Origin of the sequence: Pseudomonas sp. NPDC089408 (assembly GCF_044749445.1) — a bacterium.
GTDB lineage: Bacteria > Pseudomonadota > Gammaproteobacteria > Pseudomonadales > Pseudomonadaceae > Aquipseudomonas.
Window position 1 is genome coordinate 228,109 of the sequence record NZ_JBIVHY010000008.1, and the last position, 25,213, is coordinate 253,321.

Here is a 25,213-nt window from a genome sequence, read left to right on the forward strand (position 1 = left end):
CGCGAACCGCGGCAAAATTGGTGGAGCTAAGCGGGATCGAACCGCTGACCTCCTGCATGCCATGCAGGCGCTCTCCCAGCTGAGCTATAGCCCCGGATTTTTAGCCTCGCGGCCCAGCGACATAATGAAACATCGCTTGTGCAAAACTGGCGTCCCCTAGGGGACTCGAACCCCTGTTACCGCCGTGAAAGGGCGGTGTCCTAGGCCACTAGACGAAGGGGACGAACCTTCTTACCTTCAAGACCCGGTTGCTGGACCCGGTCTTGCTTACCAGCCATGGCTGCTAAGCGGAATTTGGTGGAGCTAAGCGGGATCGAACCGCTGACCTCCTGCATGCCATGCAGGCGCTCTCCCAGCTGAGCTATAGCCCCACAATGTCGCTTTGAACCGAATCGCTGGCTGGGTGCCTGGCGCTTCGTTCTCGTTCATCGCTGTGGACGGGGCGCATATTAAGATCGGATTGCAGGGCTGTCAAACGAATTTTCAAAAATAATCAAAAAATTTTTCACAGATAACAATCACTTACCGCCCTGCCCCCTCTAAAAGCGGAACAGTGAGCCCTGTGGGAGCGGGTTTACCCGCCCCTACAGGGTTTGGGGAATGCTGTCAGGCAATCGACGCCAGCAGCTTTTCCCACTCTTTGTTTTCTTTCTTCGACACGCCACCCAGCAGGTCCAGGGCCTGGCGCAGGCGGTAGCGGGTCAGGTCGGGGCCGAGGATTTCCATGGCGTCCAGTACCGATACCGAGCTCGCCTGGCCCGTGATGGCGGCGAACATCAGCGGCATGGCGTCACGCAGCTTAAGCTCCAGCGCCTCGACCACGGCCTGGATGCAACCGGTGATGCGCTCTTTTTCCCACTGGCGCAGGCTTTCGAGCTTCCACAGGATCAGCTGGATCACCTGGCGCACCTGGTCGGCCGACAGTTTCTTGCTTTCGAACAGCTTGGCATCCAGCTTCAGCGCGCCTTCGAAGAAGAACCCGCCCAGCGGCGCAACCTGGCTGAAGGTTTCCACCCGGCCCTGCACGTGCGGTGCGATCTTCATCATGTAGTCGCTGTTGAACGCCCACTTCTGCAGGCGCGTGGCGAATGCTTCGACGGGCAGCTCGCGCAGCCATTGGCCATTGAGCCAGGACAGTTTTTCGATGTCGAAGATCGGGCCACCCAGCGAGATACGCGACAGGTCGAAGTGCTCGACCATTTCCGCCAGCGAGAACTTCTCGCGCTCGTCCGGCATCGACCAGCCCATGCGGCCCAGGTAGTTGAGCATCGCTTCAGGCATGAAGCCCATGCGCTCGTAGAAGGTGACCGAGGTCGGGTTCTTGCGCTTGGACAGCTTGGACTTGTCCGGGTTACGCAGCAGCGGCATGTAGCACAGCTTGGGCTGCTCCCAGCCGAAGTACTCGTACAGCTTGATCAGCTTGGGCGCCGATGGCAGCCACTCTTCGCCACGCAGCACATGGGTGATGCCCATCAGGTGGTCGTCGACCACGTTGGCCAGGAAGTACGTCGGCAGGCCGTCGTTCTTCATCAGCACCTGCATGTCCATGCGGTCCCACGGGATTTCGACATCGCCACGCAGCATGTCCGGCACCACGCAGATACCTTCGCTCGGCACCTTCATGCGGATCACGTGCGGCTCGCCAGCGTCCAGGCGGCGCTGTACTTCTTCGGCGCTCAGCAACAGGGCACGGCCGTCGTAGCGTGGGGTTTCGCCACGGGCTTGCTGTTCGGCGCGCATCTGCTCCAGCTCTTCGGCGGTGCAGAAGCAGTAGAAGGCGTGGCCGGCGTCAACCAGCTCCTTGGCGTACTTGGCGTAGATCTCGCCACGCTCGCTCTGCCGGTACGGGCCGTGCGGGCCGCCGACGTCCGGGCCTTCGTTCCATTCGATGCCAAGCCAGCGCAGGGCGTCGAAGATCTGCTGCTCCGACTCGCGCGTGGAGCGCAACTGGTCGGTGTCTTCGATGCGCAGGATGAACTCACCGCCGTGCTGCTTGGCAAAGCAGTAGTTGAACAGGGCGATGTAGGCAGTGCCGACATGGGGGTCGCCGGTAGGCGATGGCGCGATACGCGTGCGTACGGTGGTCATGGAGAGTCTCGAACGAAAGATGAAACAAAGGCGGAATGGTAGCAGGTGGCGGGCACCGGGCTCCAGCAATGGCGCGAACGTCACTTGTCGACAGCCCCTGCGGCGCTGTTAAATTTATTTACATTTCTGGAACCCTAGCCCCCATGCCTGCCCAACTCAAACGCCGCCTGGCGATCTTCTTCACCCTGGTGGCCATCATCGCCCTCGCCTTCCTGGCCCACTGGTACTTCAAGGGCCGCTTCTACGAGAGCACCGACAACGCCTACGTGCAGGGCGAAATCACCCGCATTTCCAGCCAGCTCGGCGCCCGAATCGACAGCGTGCCGGTCGAGGACAACCAGCATGTCAACCAAGGCGACCTGCTGGTGCGCCTGGAGGCTGCCGATTTCGAGCTGGCGATCGAGCGCGCCCGTGCTGCCCTGGCCACCCGCGAAGCCGAGTACGCCCAGGCGCAAAGCCGCCTGACCCAGCAAGGCAGCCTGATCGCCGCCGGTCAGGCCCAGGTGGCGGCCAACCAGGCCACCTTCGACCGCTCACGGCTGGACCTGAGCCGTGCAGAAAAACTGCGCAAGCCGGGTTATGTTTCCGAAGAGCGGGTCACCACCCTTTCGGCCGACAGCCATGTCGCCGGCTCCCAGGTGGACAAAGCCCGCGCCGACCTGCAAAGCCAGCGCCAGCAAGTCAACGCGCTGAATGCCGACCTCAAGCGCCTCGATGCGCAAATCACCAACGCCCGCGCCGACCTGGCCCAGGCCGAACTTAACCTGACCCGCTGCGAAATCCGCGCGCCCATCAGCGGCACCATCGGCCAGCGCAATGCGCGCAATGGCCAGGTGGTGCAGGCCGGCGCCTACCTGCTGTCGATCGTGCCCGACGAAGACATCTGGGTGCAGGCTAACTTCAAGGAAACCCAAATTGGCCACATGCAGCCGGGCCAGCGCGCCGAACTGTTGTTCGACAGCTACCCCGACACCCCCATCGAAGCCCGCGTCGACAGCCTGTTCGCCGCCTCGGGCGCTCAGTTCAGCCTGCTGCCGCCGGACAACGCCACCGGCAACTTCACCAAGGTGGTACAGCGCATCCCGGTAAAGCTCACCTTCCGCGCCGACAACCCCCTGCACGGGCGCATCCGCCCGGGCATGTCGGTCACCGCCACTGTCGACCTGCGCAACCAGGACGAAGGCCACGATGGCCGGTGATCAGCTGCTGCGCCCCACGGCGGAGCCCACCCGTCGCGACTGGATCGCAGTGATGAGCGTGATGCTCGGCGCCTTCATGGCGGTACTGGACATCCAGATCACCAACGCCTCACTCAAGGACATCCAGGGCGCGCTGTCGGCCACCCTGGAAGAAGGCTCGTGGATTTCCACCTCGTACCTGGTGGCGGAAATCATCATGATCCCACTGACCGCCTGGCTGGTGCAGCTGCTGTCGGCGCGGCGGCTGGCGGTGTGGGTTTCCGCCGGTTTCCTGCTGTCGTCGTTGCTGTGTTCAATGGCCTGGAACCTGGAAAGCATGATCCTGTTCCGCGCCTTGCAGGGCTTTACCGGCGGCGCGCTGATCCCGCTGGCCTTCACCCTGACCCTGATCAAGCTGCCCGAACACCACCGTGCAAAGGGCATGGCGATGTTCGCCATGACCGCCACCTTCGCCCCGTCCATCGGCCCCACCCTGGGTGGCTGGCTAACCGAGAACTGGGGCTGGGAGTACATCTTCTACATCAACATCCCGCCGGGCCTGGTGATGATCGCTGGCTTGCTGTACGGGCTGGAAAAAAAGGAGGCGCACTGGGAGCTGCTGAAAAGCACGGACTACGCGGGCATCTTCACCTTGGGCGTGGGCCTGGGCTGCCTGCAGGTATTTCTGGAAGAAGGCCACCGCAAGGACTGGCTGGAATCGCAATTGATCGTCGGCCTGGGCAGTGTTGCGCTGGTCAGCCTGATCACCTTCGTCATCCTGCAGTTTTCCAAGCCACACCCGCTGATCAATTTGCGAATTCTCGGCAACCGCAACTTCGGCCTGTCGAGCATCGCCAGCCTGGGCATGGGCGTGGGGCTGTACGGGTCAATCTACCTGCTGCCGCTGTACCTGGCGCAGGTACAGGGCTACAACGCGCTGCAGATTGGCGAGGTAATCATGTGGATGGGGGTGCCGCAGCTGTTCCTGATCCCGCTGGTGCCGCAGCTGATGAAGGTGATTCCGCCCAAGGTGCTGTGCGCGCTGGGGTTCTGCCTGTTCGGCGCTGCCAGTTTCGGCTCGGGGGTGCTCAACCCGGACTTTGCCGGGCCACAGTTCAACCAGATCCAGATCATCCGCGCGCTTGGCCAGCCGATGATCATGGTGACCATTTCGCTGATTGCCACGGCGTATATCCAGCAACAGGATGCCGGGTCGGCGTCGAGCCTGTTCAATATCCTGCGTAACCTGGGCGGGGCAATTGGCATTGCCTTGCTGGCCACCCTGCTGGATGCGCGGACCAAGGTGTATTTCGATTACCTGCGCGAAGCGGTGGTGCCGAACAACCCGCAGGTGGCGGAGCGCCTGGCGCAACTGGCGGAGCGTTTAGGCAGTGACAATGCGGCGCTGGGCAAATTGAGTGAGATTACCCACCAGCAGGCGTTGATCATGGCTTACAACGATGCCTTCCATTTTGTCGGGATTGGCTTGGCGGTGAGCATGGTGGCGGTGCTGTTGACCCGCAAGTTGCCGCAGGGGTTGAAGGCTGGGGAAGCTCATTGAGTTAGCTTTTGTCTGCGCCGGCCTCTTCGCGGGTGAACCCGCTCCCACGGGGTTTTTGCACAGGTTTCAAGGCCTGCGCTGTACCTGTGGGAGCGGGTTTACCCGCGAAGAGGCCAGTACAAGCAATATAAAAATCAGCTGGTAATCAACCGCTCGCGCAACTGGGTAATCTCGTCGCGCAGCTGCGCCGCGGCCTCGAACTCCAGGTCGCGGGCGAACTGCATCATCTTCTCTTCCAGCTGCTTGATACGCTTGGTGATCTCGCCCGGCGTGCGCAGTTCGGCTTCGTAACGGGCGCTCTCTTCTGCCGCCTTGGCCATGCCCTTGCGCTTCTTGCTGCGCGCGCCGGGCACGGTGGCGCCTTCCATGATGTCGGTAATGTCCTTGACCACACCCTTGGGCACGATGCCGTTGGCTTCGTTGAAGGCGATCTGCTTCTCGCGGCGGCGCTCGGTTTCGTCTATCGCGCGCTGCATCGAGCCGGTGATGTTGTCGGCATACAGGATTGCCCGGCCATTGAGGTTACGCGCCGCACGGCCAATGGTCTGGATCAGCGAGCGCTCGGAACGCAGGAAGCCTTCCTTGTCGGCATCGAGAATGGCCACCAGCGACACTTCAGGCATGTCCAAACCTTCACGCAGCAAGTTGATCCCCACCAGCACGTCGAAGGTACCCAGGCGCAGGTCGCGGATGATCTCCACCCGCTCCACGGTGTCGATGTCCGAATGCAGGTAGCGCACCCGCACATCGTGATCGGCCAGGTAATCACTGAGGTCCTCGGCCATGCGCTTGGTCAGCGTGGTAGCCAGTACCCGCTCGCCCGCGGCGACACGCTTGCGGATCTCCGACAGCAAGTCGTCGACCTGGGTCAGCGCCGGGCGAATCTCGACCTGCGGGTCGACCAGCCCGGTCGGGCGCACCACCTGCTCCACCACGCGCCCGGCGTGCTCGGCCTCGTAGGGCCCCGGGGTGGCGGAGACGAAGATGGTCTGCGGGCTTACATCTTCCCATTCGTCGAAACGCATGGGCCGGTTATCCAGCGCCGACGGTAGGCGGAAGCCGTACTCGACCAGGGTTTCCTTGCGTGAGCGGTCGCCTTTGTACATGGCACCGACCTGCGGCACGCTGACGTGGGACTCGTCGATCACCAGCAGCGCATCGGGCGGCAGGTAGTCGTACAGCGTCGGCGGTGGAGCCCCGGCCGGGCGCCCGGACAGGTAGCGCGAGTAGTTTTCGATGCCGTTGCAGTAACCCAGCTCCATGATCATTTCCAGGTCGAAGCGGGTGCGCTGCTCCAGGCGCTGGGCTTCGACCAGCTTGTTGGCCTTGTGCAGGTACTCCAGGCGATCCTTGAGCTCTTCCTTGATGCCCTCCACCGCCTCCAGCAAGGTTTCCCGCGGGGTGACGTAGTGGCTCTTGGGATAGAAGGTGAACCGCGGCAGCTTGCGGAAAACTTCGCCGGTCAGCGGGTCGAAGGCGGCAATGTTCTCCACTTCGTCATCGAACAGTTCGATGCGGATCGCCTCCAGGTCAGACTCGGCCGGGAAGATGTCGATCACATCACCGCGCACGCGGAAGGTGGCACGGGCAAAGTCCATTTCGTTGCGGGTGTATTGCAGGTCGGCCAGGCGGCGCAGCAGCGCGCGCTGGTCGAGCTTGTCGCCGCGGTCGACGTGCAGGACCATTTTCAGGTAGGTCTCGGGGCTGCCCAGGCCATAGATGCACGACACGGTGGTGACGATGATCGCATCGCGCCGCTCCAGCAGCGCCTTGGTCGCCGAAAGGCGCATCTGCTCGATGTGGTCGTTGATCGAGGCATCCTTCTCGATGAAGGTGTCCGATGACGGCACGTAGGCTTCCGGCTGGTAGTAGTCGTAATAGGAAACGAAATACTCCACTGCGTTGTTGGGGAAGAATGCCTTGAACTCCCCGTACAACTGCGCGGCCAGGGTCTTGTTCGGTGCCAGCACCAGGGTTGGGCGCTGCACCTGCGCGATGACGTTGGCAATGCTGAAGGTCTTGCCCGAGCCGGTCACCCCGAGCAGCGTCTGGTGCGACAGCCCCGCCTCGATGCCTTCGACCATCTGGCGGATGGCCTCGGGCTGGTCGCCGGCCGGCTGGAAACGGGTGACGAGCTGGAACTCGGACATGACGGACCTCGCGGTGCTGCAGCAACTGTAAATTTAGCCAGTAGTCTATACCCAAATGCGCCCGCCAGGGGGCGCTTTCACCGCATACCTGTGAACGGGTATTACGGTGGACCGGGCAATTAGACCAATGGTCAAAAAATATTTGCGTAAATCGCCGGAAAAGCTGCGCCAGAGTGTCGCGGTGACCGGTCGGTATCACTATACTGACTCCCCGTTTGTGCACCGCTTCAGTGCATTCGGCTGGAGCGTGTACGCCCTATCACTCTCCAATCAGAGCCGAAGTAACAATGAGCCTGTTTTCCGCTGTCGAGCTGGCACCCCGCGACCCTATCCTGGGCCTCAACGAAGCATTCAACGCCGACCCACGTACCGACAAGGTCAACCTGGGCGTAGGCGTGTACTGCAATGAGGAAGGCCGCATTCCGCTGCTGCGCGCCGTGATCGAAGCCGAGACCCAGCGTGCCGCCCAGCACGCCTCGCGCGGCTACCTGCCGATCGACGGTATCGCGACCTACGACCAGGCCGTGCAAAAGCTGCTGTTCGGCGCCGAATCGCCACTGCTGGCCGCTGGCCGCGTGGTCACCGTGCAGGCCGTCGGGGGTACTGGCGCACTGAAGATCGGTGCCGACTTCCTCAAGCGTATCTCGCCGAACGCCGTGGTTGCCATCAGCGACCCGAGCTGGGAAAACCACCGCGCACTGTTCGAATCTGCTGGCTTCCCGGTGCAGACCTACCGCTACTACGACGCGCCGACCAACGACGTCAACCGCGCCGGCATGCTCGAAGACCTCAACGCCCTGCCATCCGGCTCGATCGTGGTACTGCACGCCTGCTGCCACAACCCGACTGGCGTCGACCTGACGCTGGAAGACTGGAAAAACGTGCTGGAAGTGGTCAAGGCCAAGGGCCACGTACCGTTCCTCGACATGGCCTACCAGGGCTTTGGTGACGGTATCGCCGAAGACGCCTTCGCCGTGCGCCTGTTCGCAGAATCCGGCCTGGAGTTCTTCGTTTCCAGCTCGTTCTCCAAGTCGTTCTCGCTGTACGGCGAGCGCGTGGGCGCACTGTCGGTGGTCACCGCCTCGAAAGACGAGAGCACCCGCGTGCTGTCGCAGGTCAAGCGCGTGATCCGCACCACTTACTCCAACCCGCCAACCCACGGCGCAACCATCGTTGCCACCGTGCTGAACAGCGCCGAACTGCGCCAGATGTGGGAAACCGAGCTGGCCGAAATGCGCGAGCGCATTCACGGCATGCGCAAGCAGATGGTTTCGCTGCTGGCCGAATACGGCGCCAACCGCGACTTCAGCTTCGTCGGTCGCCAGGTCGGCATGTTCTCCTACTCGGGCCTGACCGTAGAGCAGGTCGCCCGCCTGAAGAACGATTTCGGCATCTACGCCCTGGACACCGGCCGCATCGCCGTGGCCGCGCTGAACCAGAGCAACATTCACGTGGTCACCAAGGCCATCGTGGAAGTGCTGTAACTGCTTGATTTGTCAGGGGGTGGCTTGACTTCCCCCTGATAATCAGTAAGATACGCGCAGATTCCGCGATAGCTCAGTCGGTAGAGCAAATGACTGTTAATCATTGGGTCCCTGGTTCGAGTCCAGGTCGCGGAGCCAAATACTGAAACCTCCAGGTGCGTCAGCATCTGGAGGTTTTTTTGTAGGCTTCCTTTACCCGCACGAACGCTTGGTTACTGTATCGTCTAAACCTTTTGACGAGTACAAGCCTGCATGTCAGCCAACGATTTCGCCCTAGACGCCCAGCAAGCGGTGGCCATCAGCGCCCGGCAAGCCCTGTTCGCCGACCACCAGGGCACCTTTGCAGTGGGCGGCTGCATCATCGAAAACGCCACTGGCAAAATAGTGGTCGCCCTGCACAATCAGGTGCTCAAGCCCTTCGCGGGGAGCCAGGCACAACCACCCTACCGGCTCCATGACCCGACGGCACACGGCGAACGGCAACTGGTCGACTGGTATTATGACAATCAGCACGCACTTGGCCTTCCCCCCACCCATGAACTGACCGTCATTACGTCACTCGACCCCTGTGCAATGTGCGCGGGGGCGTTGATCACGGCCGGCTTCAACGTAGCGGTAAGTGCGCACGATAGCTTTGCCGGAATCAATTATAACGGCCGCTTCGATTTCCCAAGCCTGCCTGCAGGGCCGCGATTGCGCGCACAAGCCACGTGGGGTTACTACGCCGTTGGCACCCCCTGGGACCGTGGCTACGTGGGTTCAGTGAACGGGCCAGTCTATGCTGGCGAATGCATTGACGCAGCGACCCTGAGCCTTACCCGCTCCGTGTTCGAAGCCAGCGTCAACCTGGTGCACGACGAAAGCAGCAGCACGGGCTTGACCCCTTCTGCGTTGAAAGACCCCGCCACCCTGCCCGCCTTGAGCACAGTACGCCAAGCCCTAGAAAGCCTGAGCCGGTGGAGCCTGCGCGTAAAAAGCGAAAACCCGCGCATACCTGGCCTCGAACTGGCCGAACCGCTGCTGGACACTGCCCTGCAGAGCGTATCGGGTAATGCCGTAGCCATGCTGGACCCATTCGGCAATCTACTGGCGTGCCTGGCCGGGGCAGAACAGCACTCCCCCATACGTACTGCTTTCATGGAGACCACGCGCAGTTACGCTGCGTTGCGCTGGCGACTGATGAACAACGAAGAATCGGCTGTTCGAGACGAAGCGCTTCAATACCTGCCTCACCCACGTCACTGCACGTTCATCCTGTTGCGCTTTCCAAACCCCGCCGAGAGCGAAGCAGTCATGACGCTGGGCGCATATGGCTCAACGGTAGAACGACACACGCTACCGTCATTTCCTTCCAGCCTGCAGTACGTAATGCTCCCTGCCGGCTGCACCGCCAAGGCTGTAGCCCAACTGGCACAACGCCTACCGCCGTTCTATACCAGCAACGTTGAGGTTGCGCCTTGTCAGGTACACGATGAGGCTTTGATCGAGGCAGTATCCAGCGGCCTGGCTCAGGCTCAGCGTGCTGAACCTGTTGCCGAAAGGGGTATGGTGACTTCGCGCCCCTGATCGACCAGGCTCCAGACCAGCAGCTTGGCTGGCTGGGTCTTACTGGCGTTGCGCGACACACTGTGCACGGTGCCGGGTGCTTCGTACCAGTATTCTCCGGCCTTGTAGGTTTTCTCCGGCTCGTCATTCAGCTTCGATACCACCGCCCCTTCCAGTACGTAGGCCATGACGGCGCCTGGGTGCTGGTGGGCGGGCGATGCTTCACCGGGGGCGTAGCTGACAGTGAGCATGACGGCGGTTTTGCCCGGGGCGTTGGAGGGCTGTTGTTGCTGCAGGACCCTGACTTTGTCGGCGACATCGCCGTGGGCCCAAGCTGAGGTCTGGGCGGCGAGCAGGGCGAAAAGGATGATGACTAGGGGCTTCATGGGCTTTTTCCTGGAGGGCAGATGCCTGCAGGTTAGGCCCTGAGGGGCTGATGACAAATGGCCAATTCGGGGGAAAAGCAGGGGGCCGATTTTTCGCCTGTGCCGGCCTCTTCGCGGGTAAACCCGCTCCCACAAGCCCGGTACAACCCTTGAAATCTGTGAATACCCTGTGGGAGCGGGTTTACCCGCGAAGAGGCCGATACAGGCAACAACGAAGTCAGCTACTACGCCCGATCGGGTAAAATTCACCCTGGCTCCACACCCCAAGCCATTCCTCACCGTCGATCTCCCGCGGCACCGCCAGCTCCACCAACTGATAGAACACATTGCGATGTATCAGTGCCTCAAGGTTGCTGCGCATCAGCACATACGGCGATGGCTCCTGCGTCACCGGGTTGATCACTACCCGCAGCGGGTTGCCCGGCCCGGCCTCGACCTGGTCCTCGACATTGCTGGTAAAGCGCAGCACCTGCTGCTCGCCCCCCCCCTGCACCTCCAGCATCACCGCCACGAACGGCGCATCGTCGACACGAATGCCAACCTTCTCTACCGGGGTAATCAGGAAATAGTCATCGCCATCGCGGCGAATGATGGTGGAGAACAGCCGCACCATCGGCTTGCGCCCGATCGGCGTGCCCAGGTAGTACCAGGTACCGTCGCGGGCGATGCGCATGTCGATGTCGCCGCAAAAATCCGGGTTCCACAGATGCACCGGTGGCAGGCCCTTGGCCTTGGGGATCTGCGCCAGAAGGTCATTGGCCTTGCCGGAGTCGCTCATCACGCTTGCCTCATTCACTCATGCCCAGAAGGCTACGAGCGTACTCGCGCATTGGCGCACCAAGCAAATCCTCGGGGGTTTTGTCGTGGAACGTCAACAAACCGCCACGGCTCTTGATACGCGCGGTGTCGATCAGGTAGCGGGTATTGGTTTCGATCAGCATCATCTGCACCACCCCACTGTCCCAACCCAGGCGGTCGACGGCCTGTTCGTCATACCACTCGTCGCCGTTGCCGATGCGGTCGTCGGTGCGGGCGAAGCGGGTGTACAGCACGTAGTCGGCGCCCACCGAGCGGGCTTGGGCAACAGCCTCTTCCAGGCCCAACGGGCCTTGGGCGCGGCGTACCAGCGGGAAGTACTCGACAAAGCTCTTGAAGGCCTGCTCGGCCACGGCGTTCTGCCGCGGCACCGGCCCCTTGCCCGGCGGTACGAACGCGCCCTGGCCGATGAAGATGAACGAGTCCGGCTGCAGTCGGATCGACAGGGTGCGGCGGGTTTCGCTGTGGTCAAGCAGCCCCGCATCGCTCATGTGATAGCGGACACCCTCGCCCATATCGCTGACATTCATGCAGCCGCCCAGCGCCATCAGCGCCAGCAGCAAGACCAGGCTACGCATCTTTCCTCCAGTGACCGGCGACGAAAAACCGGCGAATAGCCGGCGGATGCAGCTTTTGCGCCAGCTTCAGCCGCCGATCACTTTCATGACCGTCACGCCACCCGAGAACGCCAGGTCCTGCTTGTCTGCCAAGGCCTTGACCAGCAACCGCTGCAAGGCCGGTAGTGCCTGATGACGCGGCTTTTCCAGCAGGTCGCCAATGAAGTGACGGTTGCTCGACGACAGGCAGCCATGCAGCCAGCCGGTGGACGACAGGCGCAGCCGTGAGCAGGTACGGCAAAACGGCACACTTTCGTTGGCAATGACGCCAAAGTGGCCTTTGCCGGGGATGTGGTACCGCATGGCCGTAGCATCCAGCGGCGCATCCACCTGGGCGTAGGCATGCTTGCTGCCGATCAGCGCCAAGAGTGGGTCGAGGCCGACAAACTGCTGCAGGAAGGCATTGCGGTCACCGGCCAGGTGGCCCATGCGCATCAATTCGATAAAGCGTAACTCGAAGCCGCGCTCCAGGCAGTAATCCAGCAGCGGCAGTACCTGGTCGAGGTTTTGCCCGCGCATCGGCACCATGTTCACCTTGACCTGCATGCCCAACGCACTGGCCTGCTCCATCCCGTCCAGCACACTGGCCAGGTCGCCGCCCCTGGCGATTTGGCGAAAAGCCTGCGGGTCGAGGGTATCGAGGGAAACATTCAGCCGACGAATACCAGCCGCCTGCAGTTGCGACAACTTGCGCGTTAGCAGTTGGCCATTGGTGGTCAGCGAGATGTCGTCGAGGTCGAGTTTGGCCACGGCGGCCAGAAAGGCATCCAGGCGCGGGGTGACCAGTGGTTCACCACCGGTGATACGCAGGCGCTCGATGCCGGCGGCTTCGATCAAGTAGGCCACGCCACGGGCCAAGGCGTCTGCCGACAGTTCATCCTGAGCTGCCACCAGGCGCTTGCCGTCGGGTACGCAGTAGGTGCAGGCGTAATTGCAGGCAGCCGTCAGGCTGACACGCAGGTTACGAAATCGCCTGCCTTGACGATCGACGATCATGGATGACTCCGGCATGGATGATGGGGGCTGGCAAAAGCTGACTCATAAATCAGGTTTTTGCAAGCCCTGCACACGTTACCGGTGTCAGTACCGCATTGCTGTTGTGGAAAGGGCGGTGGATGGCACCGGCTACGCCAGTGTTCGCGGCTAAAGCCGCTCCTACACCGACGGTTCCGGGTCGCGTTTGCGCTTGTTGCCCATACGCACGCCGATGTCCATCAGGAACTGGAAGAAGCCTTCCTGGTCCTCCAGCACATTGCTCCAGAACGGCGAGTGGTACAGCGCCACGGCGCCGTGCACCAGCGCCCAGGCGGCGCAGTAGTGGAAGTACGGTGGCACGTCTTCGAGTTTGCCTTCGCTGATACGGCCCTTGATCAGTTGGGTCAGGCGGTCGAAGTTGGAGGCGCGGATGCTGTGCAGTTGCTCGACCATCTCCGGTACCTGGTTGCCCTTGACCACCTTTTCTTCAAGGCGGTCGAACAGCCGGTAGCGTTGCGGGTCGCGCATGCGGAACTCGAAGTAGGCGCGCGACAGGGCTTCCTTGTCGCGGTCGACGTCGGCCGAGTGCAACAGCTCGTTCAGGTCGCGCTCGTAGTCGAGCATCAGGCGCAGGTAGATTTCCGCCTTGGACTTGAAGTGCTTGTAGATCGTGCCTTTGCCGATGCCCACGGCGTCGGCGATCATCTCGACGGTGACGCTGTCTTCACCCTGCTCGAGAAACAGCTTGAGCGCGGTATCGAGGATTTCCTGTTCGCGACGGCGAAACTCACGGACCTTACGAGGTTCTTTCTGCATGGGAAGGACTGGATGACAATCGAAGCGGTTTATTATGCCTAACTTGCGGGAAATTGCACGGATCATCCACGCATGTCTGTGTTTCACGATGCTTACGGCCATGCGTTGCGGGAGGAATGAAACGCTGTCGTATTCCAAATTTGTTTAAAAAACGACCAATATGCACTGGCACTGCGCCAAACCTGGCCAATACTTGAAGTGTTGGCGCGGCGCATCCCCCCCAAGTGGCGCGCCGATAAAGGTGCTCAGGGACCGCGTACCTTTGTTTTACTCCTAATGGTCTTAACCCGGATTCCTCCCCCAGAACCCGGGTTTTTTTTGTGTGTTTAAGGGGGATTTGCGCTGGGGTGGGGTTTTCGGGGGATGGTGAGAGGGCCGCAGGTGTTCACCGAAACATTTTCAGCGCCTATGAGATCGAGCGCCGCCCGCGCGGCGCTTCGCGGCTAAAGCCGCTCCTACGTTTGTTTCGGGCCAGTATCGCCTGTGCCAGGCGCGCGCGACCGCCTTGTTAGTACGACGCGATATCGAGGCGTGCGCCAAGGAGTACGCGCGCAAATGCCACAGGCATAACTGGCCAGAAACAAACGTAGGAGCGGCTTTAGCCGCGAAGCGCCGCGCGGGCGGCGCTCGATCTCCCAGGCGCTGCAAGGGTTGTGCCAGGCACCTGGCGGCCCTCACACAACGCCAAAGCCTAGAAAGTCAGGCCACCCGCGCCAACGGGAACAGGCGCTTGAAGTTCGCCGTAGTCTGCTCCGCCAACTGCTCATAACTGGCCCCGCGCAGCGAAGCCACATATTCCGCCACCTCCCGCACATACTGCGGCAAGTTCGGCTTGCCGCGGTACGGAATCGGCGCCAGGTACGGCGAATCGGTCTCTACCAGCAAGCGGTCGACCGGCACTTGCCGCGCCACTTCCCGCAGGGCATCGGCATTGCGGAAGGTAACGATGCCAGACAGCGATATGTAATAGCCCAGATCCAGCGCCGCCTTGGCCATGTCCCAGTCTTCGGTAAAGCAGTGCAGCACACCCGCCTGCGGCAGATTGGCCTCGCGCAACAACGCCAGGGTATCGGCGCGCGCCGCCCGGGTATGTACGATCACTGGCTTGCCGGTCTGCCGCGAAGCCTCCAGGTGCAGGCGGAACGAGGCCTGCTGCAATTCGGCAGCTTCAGGCTCGTAGTGGTAGTCCAGCCCGGTTTCGCCAATCGCCACCACATGGGGATGGGCCAGTTCGCGCAGCAGCCATTCCAGCGCCGGTGTTTCGCCCGGCGCCAGGTCCAGCGGGTGCACACCCACCGAACAGTCGACATCCGCGTACTGCTCGCTCAATGCCTTGACCGCACCGGCGTTTTCGGCACTGACGCCAATGCACAGGAAATGCCCCACCCCGCGATCACGCGCCGCCTGCAGCGCAGCATCGAGCGAGCCCTGATGGGCACTGAGGTCAAGACGGTCAAGGTGGCAATGGGAATCTACGAGCATGGGATAACGGCACACATGGAAAATGGGAAATCAGCGGGCGCCCGGCAGTTGCAGCCAGTGGGCCAGCAGCGATTCTAGCAACAGGGTTTGATTAAGGTTGGCCTTGCCCAGCACCTTCTGGCGTTGTTCGAGGATCCACGCCTGCACCTCCAATACCTTGGCCTGACGGCTCTTCTGCGCCAGGTATTGCACCACCTTGCGCATATCGGCCAAGCCTAACCCCTCCTCGTCCTGGGTCAACTGGTAGCGCAGAATGAGGTGCGCCCAATCGCAGAACCAGTCGAATACCCTCAACATCGGTACAGCCTTCCAGGCATCGGCCAGTTGGCTGGGCGATTGCTGTTGCTTGAGTAACTTCTTCACCCCGTCAGTCACCAGCGCACGCTGCTCGCGTACACCCTGCGCCTGCAGGCTGACCGCCATCAGCGGCGAACCGGCGGCCAGGGTCAGCAGTTCGTCGCGCTCGGCCTCGTCGCTGTCGGGCAGCGCACCCGCCAGCCAGGCCTGGCTCTGGGCCAGGCTCGGCTGCGGGCAGGCCACTTGCTGGCAGCGGCTTTTGACGGTCGGCAACAAGCGGCTGGGCTGGTGCGTGACCAGCAGCAGCACGGTATCGCCAGAAGGCTCTTCAAGGCTTTTAAGCAGTGCGTTGGAAGCGTTGACGTTCATCGCCTCCACCGGCTCGATCAACACCACCTTACGCCCGCCCAACTGGGCCGTCTGCACCACGAAAGCCACCAGCTCTCGCACCTGGTCAACCTTGATCGGCTTGTCGGCTTCTTCGGGCTCGAGGACGAAATTGTCCGGGTGGCTGCCGGCCTTCAGCAACAGGCACGACTTACACGTGCCGCAAGCGTCAAGGCCTTGGGGCTGTTGGCACAACAGGCGGGCCATCAGCCGCTCGGCCATGGCCCGCTTGCCGATGCCCTGCGGCCCGTGCAGCAGGTAGGCATGGGCATGCTGGCTACGCCCGGCCAATTGCTGCCAGAGCGCCTGCTGCCAGGGGTAGGCCTCAGCCACGGCAACGCTCCACGATGGCCGGCAACAGGGCGTCGATGGCACGCTGCACAGCCTCCAGGGATTGCGCAGCATCAAGCAGGCTGTAGCGCTGCGGTTCGCGTTGGGCACGCTGCAGGTAAGCCTGGCGCACAGCTTCAAAGAACGCTTGGCCTTCCTGCTCGAAACGGTCCAGGCGGCCACGCGCAGCAGCGCGGGCCAGGCCCACTTCGACCGGCAGGTCGAAGACCAGGGTCAGGTCCGGGCGCAGGTCGCCTTGGACAAATTGCTCCAGGGTGGCGATACGCTCGACCGACAGGCCGCGACCACCGCCCTGGTAGGCATAGGTAGCATCGGTAAAACGGTCGCACAAGACAACCGCGCCACGGGCCAGTGCCGGGCGGATCACCTGCGACAGGTGCTGGGCGCGCGCGGCGAACACCAGCAGCAGTTCGGTGTCGGCCGCCATGCTTTCGTCGCTGGGCGCCAGCAGCAGCTCACGCACCTTTTCAGCCAGCGGAGTACCACCGGGCTCTCGGGTCAGCACCACGTCCAGGCCGTGCTCGCGCAAACGCGCCGCCAGGTAGTCACGGTTGGTGCTTTTGCCCGCGCCTTCGGGGCCTTCCAAAGTAATAAACAAGCCGCTCACAGGCAGTCCTTAATATTGTTCGTCAGGCGTCGGCCGCTCAGCCGCTTGCGCACCACCCGCTGGGGCACCCTGGGCGGGCGGTTGAGCAGGGGCTGGCTGCGGGACCGGCTCATCCATAGCAGGCGACTCTTGTTGCTGCGCGTCGTCGTCGCTCGGCGGCTGACCGCTGTCATCGGCATCCGGCTGAGCCTGTTGCTGCGGTGCGGGGCTGGAACGGTAGCCAGCCCGGCGCTTGAGCTGGAACTCACGCACTGCCGAATTGTGGTCATCAAGATCGTCGGAGAACACATGGCTGCCATCGCCACGGGCGACGAAGTACAGGCTGGTACCCTCGGACGGGTTCAGCGCTGCGTGGATCGCCTCGCGGCCGACCATCGCGATCGGTGTCGGCGGCAGGCCGGTGATGGTGTATGTGTTGTACGGCGTAGGCTCGCGCAGGTCGGCGCGGGTGATCTTGCCGTTGTAGCGTTCCCCCATACCGTAGATGACCGTCGGGTCGGTCTGCAGCATCATGCCCAGGCGCAGGCGCCGCACGAACACGCCCGCAATCTGCCCACGCTCTTGCGCAATACCGGTTTCCTTTTCTACCAGCGACGCCATGATCAGCGCCTGGTACGGGTCGCGGTACGGCAGGTCGGTGGCGCGCGCCGCCCATTCCTTGGCCAGCACTTCGTCCAGGCGCATGTAGGCCTGCTGCAGCAACTCGACGTCGCTCATGCCGCGCACGAAGCGGTAGGTGTCCGGGAAGAAGCGGCCCTCGGGGAACACGCCGGTATGGCCGAGCTTGTCCATGACTTCGGCGTCCGACAGGCCCTCCAGGGTGTGCTTGAGCTTTTCATGCTTGGCCACGGCCGAGCGCACCTGGCGGAAGGTCCAACCCTCGACCAGGGTCAGGTTGTATTGCACCACGTCGCCGCGGCGCCAGGCATCGAACAGCTGCTCGACGGTCATGCCAGGGGTAAGGCGATACTCACCGGTGTGCAGGGGTGTGCCGGCCATGTTGAAGCGCCAGTACAAGCGCAACCAGACAGCGTCGTCGAGCAACCCTTCCGTTTGCATGCGGTAGAACATGCGGTTGGGGGTGGTGCCATTGGGCACGTCGAGCAGGCGCTCCTGCGTCACGTGCAAAGGCTGCTCCAGGACCGAGTTGATCTTCCAGGCCGACCAACCCAAGGCCAGGCCAGCGATGATCAGACCCATTTCCAGCAGCAGCAGGAATTTACGTCTCACGAATTCAGGTTTCCAGTAACGTACGGGCAACGGCCTGCAGTTTTCGGGTAAGCGGGCCCGGCGACCAGTTTAGCGCGGCTACGCCACGCACGGGCCAGACACCGTAGACGCTATTGCAAACAAATACTTCATCGGCCTGCTCCAGCGCGCTGTACGAGAGGTCGCAGACCTGCGCCGCAATGCCCGACAGCGCCGCCTGTTCCAGCAACGCGCCACGCATAACGCCGGCCACGCCGCAGCGGCTGAGGTCGGCGGTAAGCAGTGCACCATCGCGCACCAGGAACAGATTGCTGTACACCCCTTCGATCACCCTGCCCTGCCCGTCACGCATCAGGCCTTCGGCATGTTCGCTGTCCTGCCATTCGGCGCGGGCCAGCACCTGCTCCAGGCGGTTGAGGTGTTTGAGCCCGGCAAGCAACGGTTGTTCCCCAAGCCGGGTCTGGCAAGCGAACAAGCGCACGCCGTGCTCGGCATGCTCGACAGGATAGCTGGGTAATGGGCTGCCTTGCAGGATACGCCGCGGCGCGACACCGGCAACCGGCGCATAGCCGCGCAGGCTATCGCCACGGGTAAGGATGAGTTTGACCACGCCATCACCGAGCTGGCTGGCAAAGCGCAACAACTCGTCCTGCACCAGCGCCAGGTCGGCGCTGATTGCCAGGCGCTGGCAGCCCAGCGCCAGGCGTGCGAGATGGCCGTCCAGCAAGCTGGGGCGGCCGCCGCGCACGGCAATGGTCTCGAACAGGCCATCGCCGTAGGCCAGGCCGCGGTTCTGCAGGTTGACTGCAGTCGCCGGCTGGCCATCGATCCAGCTGTGCATCAACCGGCGAACCGGCGGAACACCAGCGAGCCGTTGGTGCCGCCAAAGCCGAACGAGTTGGACAACACCACGTCGATCGGCATGCTGCGCGCCTGGTGCGGCACAAAATCGAGGTCGCAACCTTCGTCCGGCTCATCCAGGTTGATGGTCGGCGGCGCCATCTGGCTGTTGATGGCCAGCACGCTGAAGATCGCCTCCACCGCGCCTGCGGCACCCAGCAGGTGGCCGGTCATCGACTTGGTCGAGCTGACGGCCAGCTTGTAGGCATGCTCGCCGAACACACGCTTGATCGCCGCCACTTCGGCCACGTCGCCCGCAGGGGTCGAGGTGCCGTGGGCGTTGATGTAGCTGACCTCTTCTGGCTGGATGCCAGCATCGCGCAGGGCGTTGGCCATGCAGCGGGCAGCGCCTTCGCCGGTCTCGGGTGGCGAGGTCATGTGGTAGGCGTCACCGCTCATGCCAAAGCCAACCAGCTCGGCATAGATGGTCGCACCACGGGCCTTGGCGTGTTCCAGCTCTTCGAGCACCAGGGCACCGGCGCCATCGGACAGCACGAAGCCGTCACGGCCTTTGTCCCAGGGGCGGCTGGCACGGGCTGGCTCATCGTTGCGGGTCGACAGCGCACGCGAGGCACCGAAACCGCCCATGCCCAGGCCGCAAGCGGCCATTTCGGCACCGCCGGCGATCATCACGTCAGCTTCACCGTAGGCAATATTGCGCGCGGCCATGCCGATGCAATGGGTGCCGGTGGTGCAGGCGGTGGCGATGGCGTAGTTCGGCCCTTGCAAGCCCAGGTGGATCGACAGGAAGCCCGAGATCATGTTGATGATCGAGCCCGGCACGAAGAACGGCGAAATACGGCGCGGCCCCGAGTCGTGCAGGGTACGGCTGGTTTCTTCGATGTTGGTCAAACCGCCGATACCCGAGCCCATGGCCACGCCAACCCGCTCGCGGTTGGCGTCGGTGACCTCCAGGCCGGCATTACGCACCGCCTGGAAACCGGCCGCCAGACCGTACTGGATGAACAGGTCGAGTTTGCGGGCCTCTTTGGCCGACAGGTACTGCTCAACCTCGAAGCCTTTCACCGAGCCGCCAAAACGGGTGGAGTAGGCAGACAGGTCCGTGTGTTCGATCGGACCAATGCCACTGCGGCCAGCCAGAATGCCCTGCCAGGTGCTCGGTACATCGGTACCCAGTGGCGACAGCATACCCATACCGGTGACCACGACGCGTCTACGCGACACAGTACTCTCCTTTTCTAATAACAGAGTCTCTTGCCATTGCATTCAAGCGCTGGAATGGAATGGCAACAGGCTCTTGGTGCGCGGTGAACGAAGCGGCCTGGAAAATGCGGGGCGCTCGCAAAGAAAAAACCGCACGCCGGCGAAGGCAGTGCGGTTTTCCCCGACAAGTAGCGTCGACTGGAGCGTCTTAGCCCTGGTGAGCTTGGACGTAGTCGATGGCAGCTTGAACGGTAGTGATCTTTTCGGCTTCTTCGTCAGGGATTTCGGTCTCGAATTCCTCTTCCAGAGCCATCACCAGTTCAACGGTGTCAAGCGAATCGGCACCCAGGTCATCGACGAAGGACTTGGAATTAGTCACTTCTTCTTCCTTGACGCCCAGTTGCTCGGCGACGATTTTCTTGACGCGTTCTTCGATGGTGCTCATACCTAGTTTTCACTCCTAATGGATATATGTCAGGCAGCTGGCCGGTGGCTAATTTTATAGAAAGACGTTCGCTTTTCAAGCGAAACGCACCTTCAGGCTAGTCACCGCACCCCCTGCCTGGAATCTGGTTGCAGCTTTATAACGGATTTTAGGCTCGCAGTATGACTCTTTTTTTACGAAATCCGTCACATTGAGTTGCAGTGTTACATGTACATCCCGCCGTTGACCGGCACGGTGGCGCCGGTCACGTAGGCTGCACCGTCGGAAGCCAGGAACGAAACCACCTTGGCGATTTCGTCGGCCTGGCCCAGGCGGCCCAGCGGAATCTGGGTCTGCAGGGCTTCGCGCTGCGCTTCTGGCAGCTCGCGGGTCATGTCGGTGTCGATGAAGCCTGGGGTCACCGAGTTGACGGTGATGCCACGCGAGCCCACTTCACGCGCCAGGGCGCGGCTGAAGCCTTCCAGGCCGGCCTTGGCAGCCGCATAGTTGGCCTGGCCAGCGTTACCCATGGCACCGACGACCGAGCCGATGCTGATGATACGACCCCAACGGGCCTTGGTCATGCCACGCAGCACGCCCTTGGACAGACGGTAGAGGCTGTTCAGGTTGGTGTCGATGACGTCGAACCACTCGTCGTCTTTCATGCGCAGCATGAGGTTGTCACGGGTGATGCCAGCGTTGTTGACCAGAATGGCCGGGGCGCCGAACTGCTCGCCAATGGCGGCCAGTACAGCTTCAACCGATTCGGCACTGGTCACATTCAGCTCCATGCCGGTGCCGGTGATGCCGTGTTCTTTCAGGGTGGCGGCGATGCGCTCGGCGCCGGACGCCGAAGTGGCGGTGCCGATCACGGTCGCGCCCTGGCGGCCCAGCTCGAGGGCAATGGCCTGGCCAATGCCACGGCTAGCGCCGGTGACCAGTGCAACTTTACCTTGCAGGCTCATGCAAGCTTCTCCAAATCAGGCCAGTGCCGCGCGGGTGGCGGCAACGGCGTCAGGGGTATTGAGGTTGTAGGTGGTCACGCCCTCGGCGCAACGCTTGTTCAGGCCAGCCAGGACCTTGCCCGGGCCGCACTCGACCAGGTTGACCGCACCATTGGCAGCCAGGGTCTGCACACACTCGACCCAGCGCACCGGCTGGTACAGCTGCGCCAGCAGGTCGTGCTTGAGGGTATCGAGGTCGGCAGCAACGGCGGCGGTGACGTTCTGCACCAACGGGATCTGCGGGGCCTTCCACTCGATGGCGTTGACCGCCTCGGCAAAGCGCTCGGCAGCCGGCTTCATCAGGGCGCAATGCGACGGCACGCTGACCGCCAGTGGCAGGGCGCGCTTGGCGCCCTTGGCCCTGCACAGTTCCATGGCGCGATCTACCGCAGCCTTGTTGCCGGCAATGACCACCTGGCCTGGCGAGTTGAAGTTGACGGCACTGACCACTTCATCTTCAGCCGCTTCGGCGCAGACTTCCACGACCACGGCGTCGTCCAGGCCGAGAATGGCGGCCATGGCGCCGTGACCGGCCGGTACTGCTTCCTGCATCAGCTGACCGCGGCGCTCGACCAGGCGAACGGCGTCTTTCAAGCTGATGCTGCCAGCAGCGACCAGGGCGCTGTATTCGCCCAGGCTGTGACCGGAAACGAAGGCCGGCTGTGCGCCGCCCTCCTCCAGCCACAGGCGCCACAGCGCGATGGACGCGGTGAGGATGGCCGGCTGGGTCTTGTCGGTCTGGTTAAGTTGCTCTTCCGGGCCTTCCTGAACCAGCTTCCACAGGTCGTAGCCGAGCGCTGCGGAGGCTTCCTTGAAGGTCTCGATGATCACTGGCTTCTCGGCGCCGAGCTCGGCGAGCATGCCCAGCGACTGGGAACCTTGACCGGGAAAGACGAATGCGAGAGATGCAGACATTGAACAAGCCCTTATGATCTTGTCGTCGGATAGGGTGCGCCAGGCCTTGGGCCGGGCGCGGAATCTGAAAGCTTGGATGAAGACGCAGACCAAGCGGTCACATTTAAGCACTTCATTGGCGATATGCCTAAGGTCTTTGTTCCTTCAGTGACGGCCCTTTCGCGGGTGAACCCGCTCCTACAACGACCGTACCGACCTTGAATCTTGCACAATTCCTGTGACAGGACTGCACCCTCCATGTGGGAGCGGGTTTACCCGCGAAGAGGCCGGTACAAGCTAAAGCAGAAGGTCCTCCAAGCGCCCATGCAAACGCTGCGGCAGATTCTCCTGAATCTCGATCAACGCCCGCTGAATGGCACTCTGGAACCCCTGCACCCCCGCCGAACCATGGCTCTTGATGACGATGCCCTGCAACCCCAGAAAGCTCGCCCCATTGTGCCGCGCCGGCGCCAGGTCGGCCTGCAGACGTTTGAGCAATGGCATGGCCACCGCCCCGGCAGCCCGCGACAACAGGCCGCCCTTGAACAACTGCTCGATACGCGCAGCAATCATGGTCGCAAGGCCTTCACTGGACTTAAGCAGGATATTGCCAACAAAGCCGTCGCACACCACCACGTCAGCCTCACCACGGTACAGCCCGTCACCCTCGACAAAGCCTACATAGTTGAGCCCACGGGCATTCTGCAACAGGCTGGCCGCCAGCTTGACCTGCTGGTTGCCCTTGATGTCCTCGGTGCCGATGTTCAACAGCGCCACGCGCGGTCGATGCACACCCAAGGCCTGGGCGGCCACCGAACCCATCACGGCAAACTGGTAAAGGTTCTCGGCACTGCAATCGACATTGGCACCCAGATCGAGCAGCTGGCAGTAACCGGCCTGGGTCGGGATCGCCGCCACCATGGCCGGCCGATCAATGCCCGGCAGTGTCTTGAGCACGAAACGTGACAGCGCCATCAGCGCCCCGGTATTGCCGGCACTGACACAGGCCTGGGCCTTGCCATCACGCACCAGCTCGAGGGCAATGCGCATCGACGAGTCCGGCTTGCCGCGCAACGCCTGGGAGGGCCGCTCGTCCATGCCGATCACCTCACTGGCGGCGACAATCTGCAGGCGCGCGCGATCCGCAGCCGCAAGGCCACTGACAAGATCTTCAAGGAGGGAGGGTTGACCGACGAGGGTCAGGTGCAGCGAGGGGGTAGCAGAAAGGCAGGCAATGCTAGCCTGAACAATGCTGCGGGGACCGAAGTCCCCGCCCATTGCGTCGATCGCGATGATCTGAGCGGACAAGGATTACTCGTCAGCGCCCTTGTCGACCACTTTGCGACCACGGTATACGCCTTCTGGCGAAACGTGGTGGCGCAGGTGAACTTCACCGGTGGTTTTCTCTACCGACAGCGCGTTTTCCGACAGGGCGTCGTGCGAACGGCGCATGTCACGGGCAGAGCGGGATTTTTTGTTCTGCTGAACAGCCATAATTGATTAACTCCTAAACGTTTGGGTCACGCTTTAACTGCGCCAAAACACTGAACGGGTTGGACCGCGATACCTCGTCCTTGCTCGAATCGGGCTCGTCTGCGCCCGCCGGCTGCTGGCATTCTTCCGGATGATGAGCAGGCACGATTGGCAAGGCGAGCAAAAGCTCCTCCTCGACCAGCGCCTGCAGATCCAAAGGATCTTCGCCCAGTTCCAGCACGTCATAGCCTTTCGGCAACGACTGGGTATTCGCACCCTCCTTCACCACGGCGTAAGTACATTCGCTGTGGATCGGCAGGGTGACCAGCTCAAGACAACGCTGGCAAACCATCTTGACTTCGACGTCCAGCTCGGAGTGGATAACCACCACGTGCTGTTCATCTCGTTCAAAATCGAACTTCGCCTGCACCGTACCGACATTGTCGGAAAGCGGGTCGCAGAGTCTTTCCAAATCAGCGAGTTGCAGCGAACCGTTAAGGGTTACGCCACGATCGGCTAATTTGCGCGGGTCAACGTGAGGTGGAATCGGGTCATTCAACATAGGCGCAGCATTCTAGGGATGCCCCCCGCCCCTGTCAAAGGAAATTAGGCGGCATCGTGCGTGATAGAATTTATTCAACTGATTCAGGAGTCTACCATGCTTCCTCTGCTACTGGCTTCCAGCTCTACCTATCGCCGCGAACTGCTCGCTCGCCTGCGCCTGCCTTTTACCTGGGCAAGCCCCGATATAGACGAGCAGCGCCTGACTGACGAGCCGGCCGTAGAGCTGGTGCGCCGGCTGGCCAGGCAAAAGGCCGAGGCACTGGCGGGCAGCCACCCCGGGCACCTGATCATCGGTTCGGACCAGGTGGCGGTGCTGGGTGAACAGGTGCTGGGCAAGCCGCATACGTTCGAACGGGCCTGCGAGCAGTTGCTGGAATGCAGCGGGCAGCAGGTGAGCTTCCTGACCGGGCTGGCACTGCTTAACAGCACCACCGGGCAATGCCAGGTGGATTGCGTGCCGTTTACCGTAACCCTGCGCGAGTTGAGCCGCGAGCGAGTGGAGCGCTATGTGACGGCGGAACAGCCGCTGGATTGCGCGGGCAGCTTCAAGGCGGAGGGGTTGGGGGTGAGTTTATTCCAGAGCACGCACGGGTGCGATGCGACCAGCCTGATCGGGCTGCCGTTGATTAGGTTGGTGGATATGTTGAGCAAGGAAGGGGTGGTGGTTCCTTGAGCCTGGCTTGAGGGTTGTGGCGCCTGGGAAATCGAGCGCCGCAGGTGTTCGCCGAAACATTTGCAGCGCCTGTGAGATCGAGCGCCGCCCGCGCGGCGCTTCGCGGCTAAAGCCGCTCCTACGTTTGTTTCGGGCCAGTCCATCCTGTGCCAGGCGCGCGCGACCGCC

The 25,213-nt window shown here is 62.2% G+C and carries 24 protein-coding genes and 4 tRNA genes; 6 read left to right on the plus strand and 22 right to left on the minus strand.

The annotated features are described in order from the left end of the window. Nucleotides 1–18 precede the first annotated feature (18 nt). The 4 genes from ACIP02_RS15865 to gltX all read right to left on the minus strand — a co-directional run bounded on the left by ACIP02_RS15865 (nucleotide 19) and on the right by gltX (nucleotide 2,088). Nucleotides 19–94, minus strand: a tRNA-Ala gene (locus ACIP02_RS15865). Nucleotides 95–147: 53 nt separating this feature from the next. Beyond that, nucleotides 148–223: transfer RNA gene (locus ACIP02_RS15870), tRNA-Glu, on the minus strand. 72 nt (nucleotides 224–295) lie between these two features. Next, a tRNA-Ala gene (locus ACIP02_RS15875) sits at nucleotides 296–371 on the minus strand. A gap of 235 nt (nucleotides 372–606) precedes the next feature. Next, nucleotides 607–2,088 carry a glutamate--tRNA ligase gene (gene gltX, locus ACIP02_RS15880; protein WP_400617737.1) on the minus strand — a complete coding sequence of 494 codons (1,482 nt, stop codon included), beginning with the start codon at nucleotides 2,086–2,088 and terminating at the stop codon, nucleotides 607–609. Nucleotides 2,089–2,231: 143 nt separating this feature from the next. Here gltX and ACIP02_RS15885 point away from each other — a divergent pair, with 143 nt between their 5' ends. Next, entirely contained in the window at nucleotides 2,232–3,287 is a 1,056-nt protein-coding gene (locus ACIP02_RS15885) for an HlyD family secretion protein (RefSeq protein WP_400617739.1), read from the plus strand. Between the two features lie 49 nt (nucleotides 3,288–3,336). Next, the gene (locus tag ACIP02_RS15890) at nucleotides 3,337–4,827 is read left to right on the plus strand and encodes a DHA2 family efflux MFS transporter permease subunit (protein WP_400617788.1); all 1,491 of its coding nucleotides are present in this window, start codon (nucleotides 3,337–3,339) and stop codon (nucleotides 4,825–4,827) included. 134 nt (nucleotides 4,828–4,961) lie between these two features. Here the strand turns inward: ACIP02_RS15890 and uvrB are convergent, their stop codons facing one another. Further along, nucleotides 4,962–6,977, minus strand: a complete 2,016-nt coding sequence (gene uvrB / locus ACIP02_RS15895; protein WP_400617741.1) for an excinuclease ABC subunit UvrB — start codon at nucleotides 6,975–6,977, stop codon at nucleotides 4,962–4,964. A 287-nt stretch (nucleotides 6,978–7,264) separates the two neighbouring features. On the opposite strand from uvrB, the gene ACIP02_RS15900 reads away from it, so the two are divergent. The 3 genes from ACIP02_RS15900 to ACIP02_RS15910 all read left to right on the plus strand — a co-directional run bounded on the left by ACIP02_RS15900 (nucleotide 7,265) and on the right by ACIP02_RS15910 (nucleotide 10,027). After that, entirely contained in the window at nucleotides 7,265–8,461 is a 1,197-nt protein-coding gene (locus ACIP02_RS15900) for an amino acid aminotransferase (RefSeq protein WP_400617743.1), read from the plus strand. Between the two features lie 62 nt (nucleotides 8,462–8,523). Beyond that, nucleotides 8,524–8,599 (plus strand) — tRNA-Asn (locus tag ACIP02_RS15905). A gap of 114 nt (nucleotides 8,600–8,713) precedes the next feature. Further along, nucleotides 8,714–10,027, plus strand: a complete 1,314-nt coding sequence (locus ACIP02_RS15910) for a nucleoside deaminase (protein ID WP_400617745.1) — start codon at nucleotides 8,714–8,716, stop codon at nucleotides 10,025–10,027. Here the strand turns inward: ACIP02_RS15910 and ACIP02_RS15915 are convergent. The 17 genes from ACIP02_RS15915 to ACIP02_RS15995 form a co-directional block, all read right to left on the minus strand. Beyond that, nucleotides 9,976–10,392 (minus strand): cupin domain-containing protein, encoded by a 417-nt coding sequence (locus ACIP02_RS15915; RefSeq protein ID WP_400617747.1) that lies wholly within the window; start codon nucleotides 10,390–10,392, stop codon nucleotides 9,976–9,978. The two genes, ACIP02_RS15910 and ACIP02_RS15915, sit on opposite strands and share 52 nt — an antisense overlap. Nucleotides 10,393–10,609: 217 nt before the next feature. Then, nucleotides 10,610–11,170 (minus strand): DUF1285 domain-containing protein, encoded by a 561-nt coding sequence (locus tag ACIP02_RS15920; RefSeq protein ID WP_400617749.1) that lies wholly within the window; start codon nucleotides 11,168–11,170, stop codon nucleotides 10,610–10,612. Nucleotides 11,171–11,180: 10 nt separating this feature from the next. Then, nucleotides 11,181–11,786 (minus strand): DUF4823 domain-containing protein, encoded by a 606-nt coding sequence (locus ACIP02_RS15925; protein WP_400617751.1) that lies wholly within the window; start codon nucleotides 11,784–11,786, stop codon nucleotides 11,181–11,183. Between the two features lie 66 nt (nucleotides 11,787–11,852). Next, on the minus strand, nucleotides 11,853–12,821 hold the full coding sequence (locus ACIP02_RS15930; RefSeq protein ID WP_400617753.1) for a GTP 3',8-cyclase MoaA: 969 nt from the start codon (nucleotides 12,819–12,821) through the stop codon (nucleotides 11,853–11,855). A 159-nt stretch (nucleotides 12,822–12,980) separates the two neighbouring features. Further along, nucleotides 12,981–13,616: a TetR/AcrR family transcriptional regulator gene (locus ACIP02_RS15935; protein WP_400617755.1), complete on the minus strand. Its 636-nt coding sequence runs from the start codon at nucleotides 13,614–13,616 to the stop codon at nucleotides 12,981–12,983. 699 nt (nucleotides 13,617–14,315) lie between these two features. Further along, the gene (locus ACIP02_RS15940; protein ID WP_400617757.1) at nucleotides 14,316–15,098 is read right to left on the minus strand and encodes a TatD family hydrolase; all 783 of its coding nucleotides are present in this window, start codon (nucleotides 15,096–15,098) and stop codon (nucleotides 14,316–14,318) included. A 30-nt stretch (nucleotides 15,099–15,128) separates the two neighbouring features. Next, nucleotides 15,129–16,115 (minus strand): DNA polymerase III subunit delta', encoded by a 987-nt coding sequence (locus tag ACIP02_RS15945; protein ID WP_400617759.1) that lies wholly within the window; start codon nucleotides 16,113–16,115, stop codon nucleotides 15,129–15,131. Then, nucleotides 16,108–16,740 (minus strand): dTMP kinase, encoded by a 633-nt coding sequence (gene tmk, locus ACIP02_RS15950; protein WP_400617761.1) that lies wholly within the window; start codon nucleotides 16,738–16,740, stop codon nucleotides 16,108–16,110. The genes ACIP02_RS15945 and tmk overlap by 8 nt, the downstream gene beginning before the upstream one ends. Nucleotides 16,741–16,749: 9 nt before the next feature. Then, nucleotides 16,750–17,970: an endolytic transglycosylase MltG gene (gene mltG / locus ACIP02_RS15955; protein ID WP_400617763.1), complete on the minus strand. Its 1,221-nt coding sequence runs from the start codon at nucleotides 17,968–17,970 to the stop codon at nucleotides 16,750–16,752. Between the two features lie 4 nt (nucleotides 17,971–17,974). Beyond that, nucleotides 17,975–18,790, minus strand: coding sequence for an aminodeoxychorismate lyase (gene pabC, locus ACIP02_RS15960; RefSeq protein WP_400617765.1), 816 nt, complete (start codon nucleotides 18,788–18,790; stop codon nucleotides 17,975–17,977). Further along, on the minus strand, nucleotides 18,790–20,034 hold the full coding sequence (gene fabF, locus ACIP02_RS15965; protein WP_400617767.1) for a beta-ketoacyl-ACP synthase II: 1,245 nt from the start codon (nucleotides 20,032–20,034) through the stop codon (nucleotides 18,790–18,792). Before fabF ends, pabC begins: the two co-directional genes overlap by 1 nt. Nucleotides 20,035–20,221: 187 nt before the next feature. Continuing rightward, a complete protein-coding gene (acpP, locus tag ACIP02_RS15970) occupies nucleotides 20,222–20,458 on the minus strand; it encodes an acyl carrier protein (RefSeq protein WP_400617769.1) in 237 nt (78 codons plus the stop codon). 203 nt (nucleotides 20,459–20,661) lie between these two features. Then, nucleotides 20,662–21,402, minus strand: a complete 741-nt coding sequence (fabG, locus tag ACIP02_RS15975) for a 3-oxoacyl-ACP reductase FabG (RefSeq protein ID WP_003247160.1) — start codon at nucleotides 21,400–21,402, stop codon at nucleotides 20,662–20,664. 15 nt (nucleotides 21,403–21,417) lie between these two features. Continuing rightward, nucleotides 21,418–22,356, minus strand: a complete 939-nt coding sequence (fabD, locus tag ACIP02_RS15980; protein ID WP_400617771.1) for an ACP S-malonyltransferase — start codon at nucleotides 22,354–22,356, stop codon at nucleotides 21,418–21,420. 276 nt (nucleotides 22,357–22,632) lie between these two features. Further along, nucleotides 22,633–23,643 carry a phosphate acyltransferase PlsX gene (gene plsX, locus ACIP02_RS15985; RefSeq protein ID WP_400617773.1) on the minus strand — a complete coding sequence of 337 codons (1,011 nt, stop codon included), beginning with the start codon at nucleotides 23,641–23,643 and terminating at the stop codon, nucleotides 22,633–22,635. Nucleotides 23,644–23,646: 3 nt separating this feature from the next. Further along, nucleotides 23,647–23,829, minus strand: coding sequence for a 50S ribosomal protein L32 (gene rpmF, locus ACIP02_RS15990; RefSeq protein ID WP_003247154.1), 183 nt, complete (start codon nucleotides 23,827–23,829; stop codon nucleotides 23,647–23,649). A gap of 13 nt (nucleotides 23,830–23,842) precedes the next feature. Next, the gene (locus ACIP02_RS15995; RefSeq protein ID WP_012271159.1) at nucleotides 23,843–24,370 is read right to left on the minus strand and encodes a YceD family protein; all 528 of its coding nucleotides are present in this window, start codon (nucleotides 24,368–24,370) and stop codon (nucleotides 23,843–23,845) included. A gap of 96 nt (nucleotides 24,371–24,466) precedes the next feature. Between ACIP02_RS15995 and ACIP02_RS16000 the strand changes: the two genes are divergently transcribed. Next, nucleotides 24,467–25,045, plus strand: a complete 579-nt coding sequence (locus tag ACIP02_RS16000) for a Maf family protein (RefSeq protein WP_400617776.1) — start codon at nucleotides 24,467–24,469, stop codon at nucleotides 25,043–25,045. Nucleotides 25,046–25,213 lie beyond the last annotated feature (168 nt).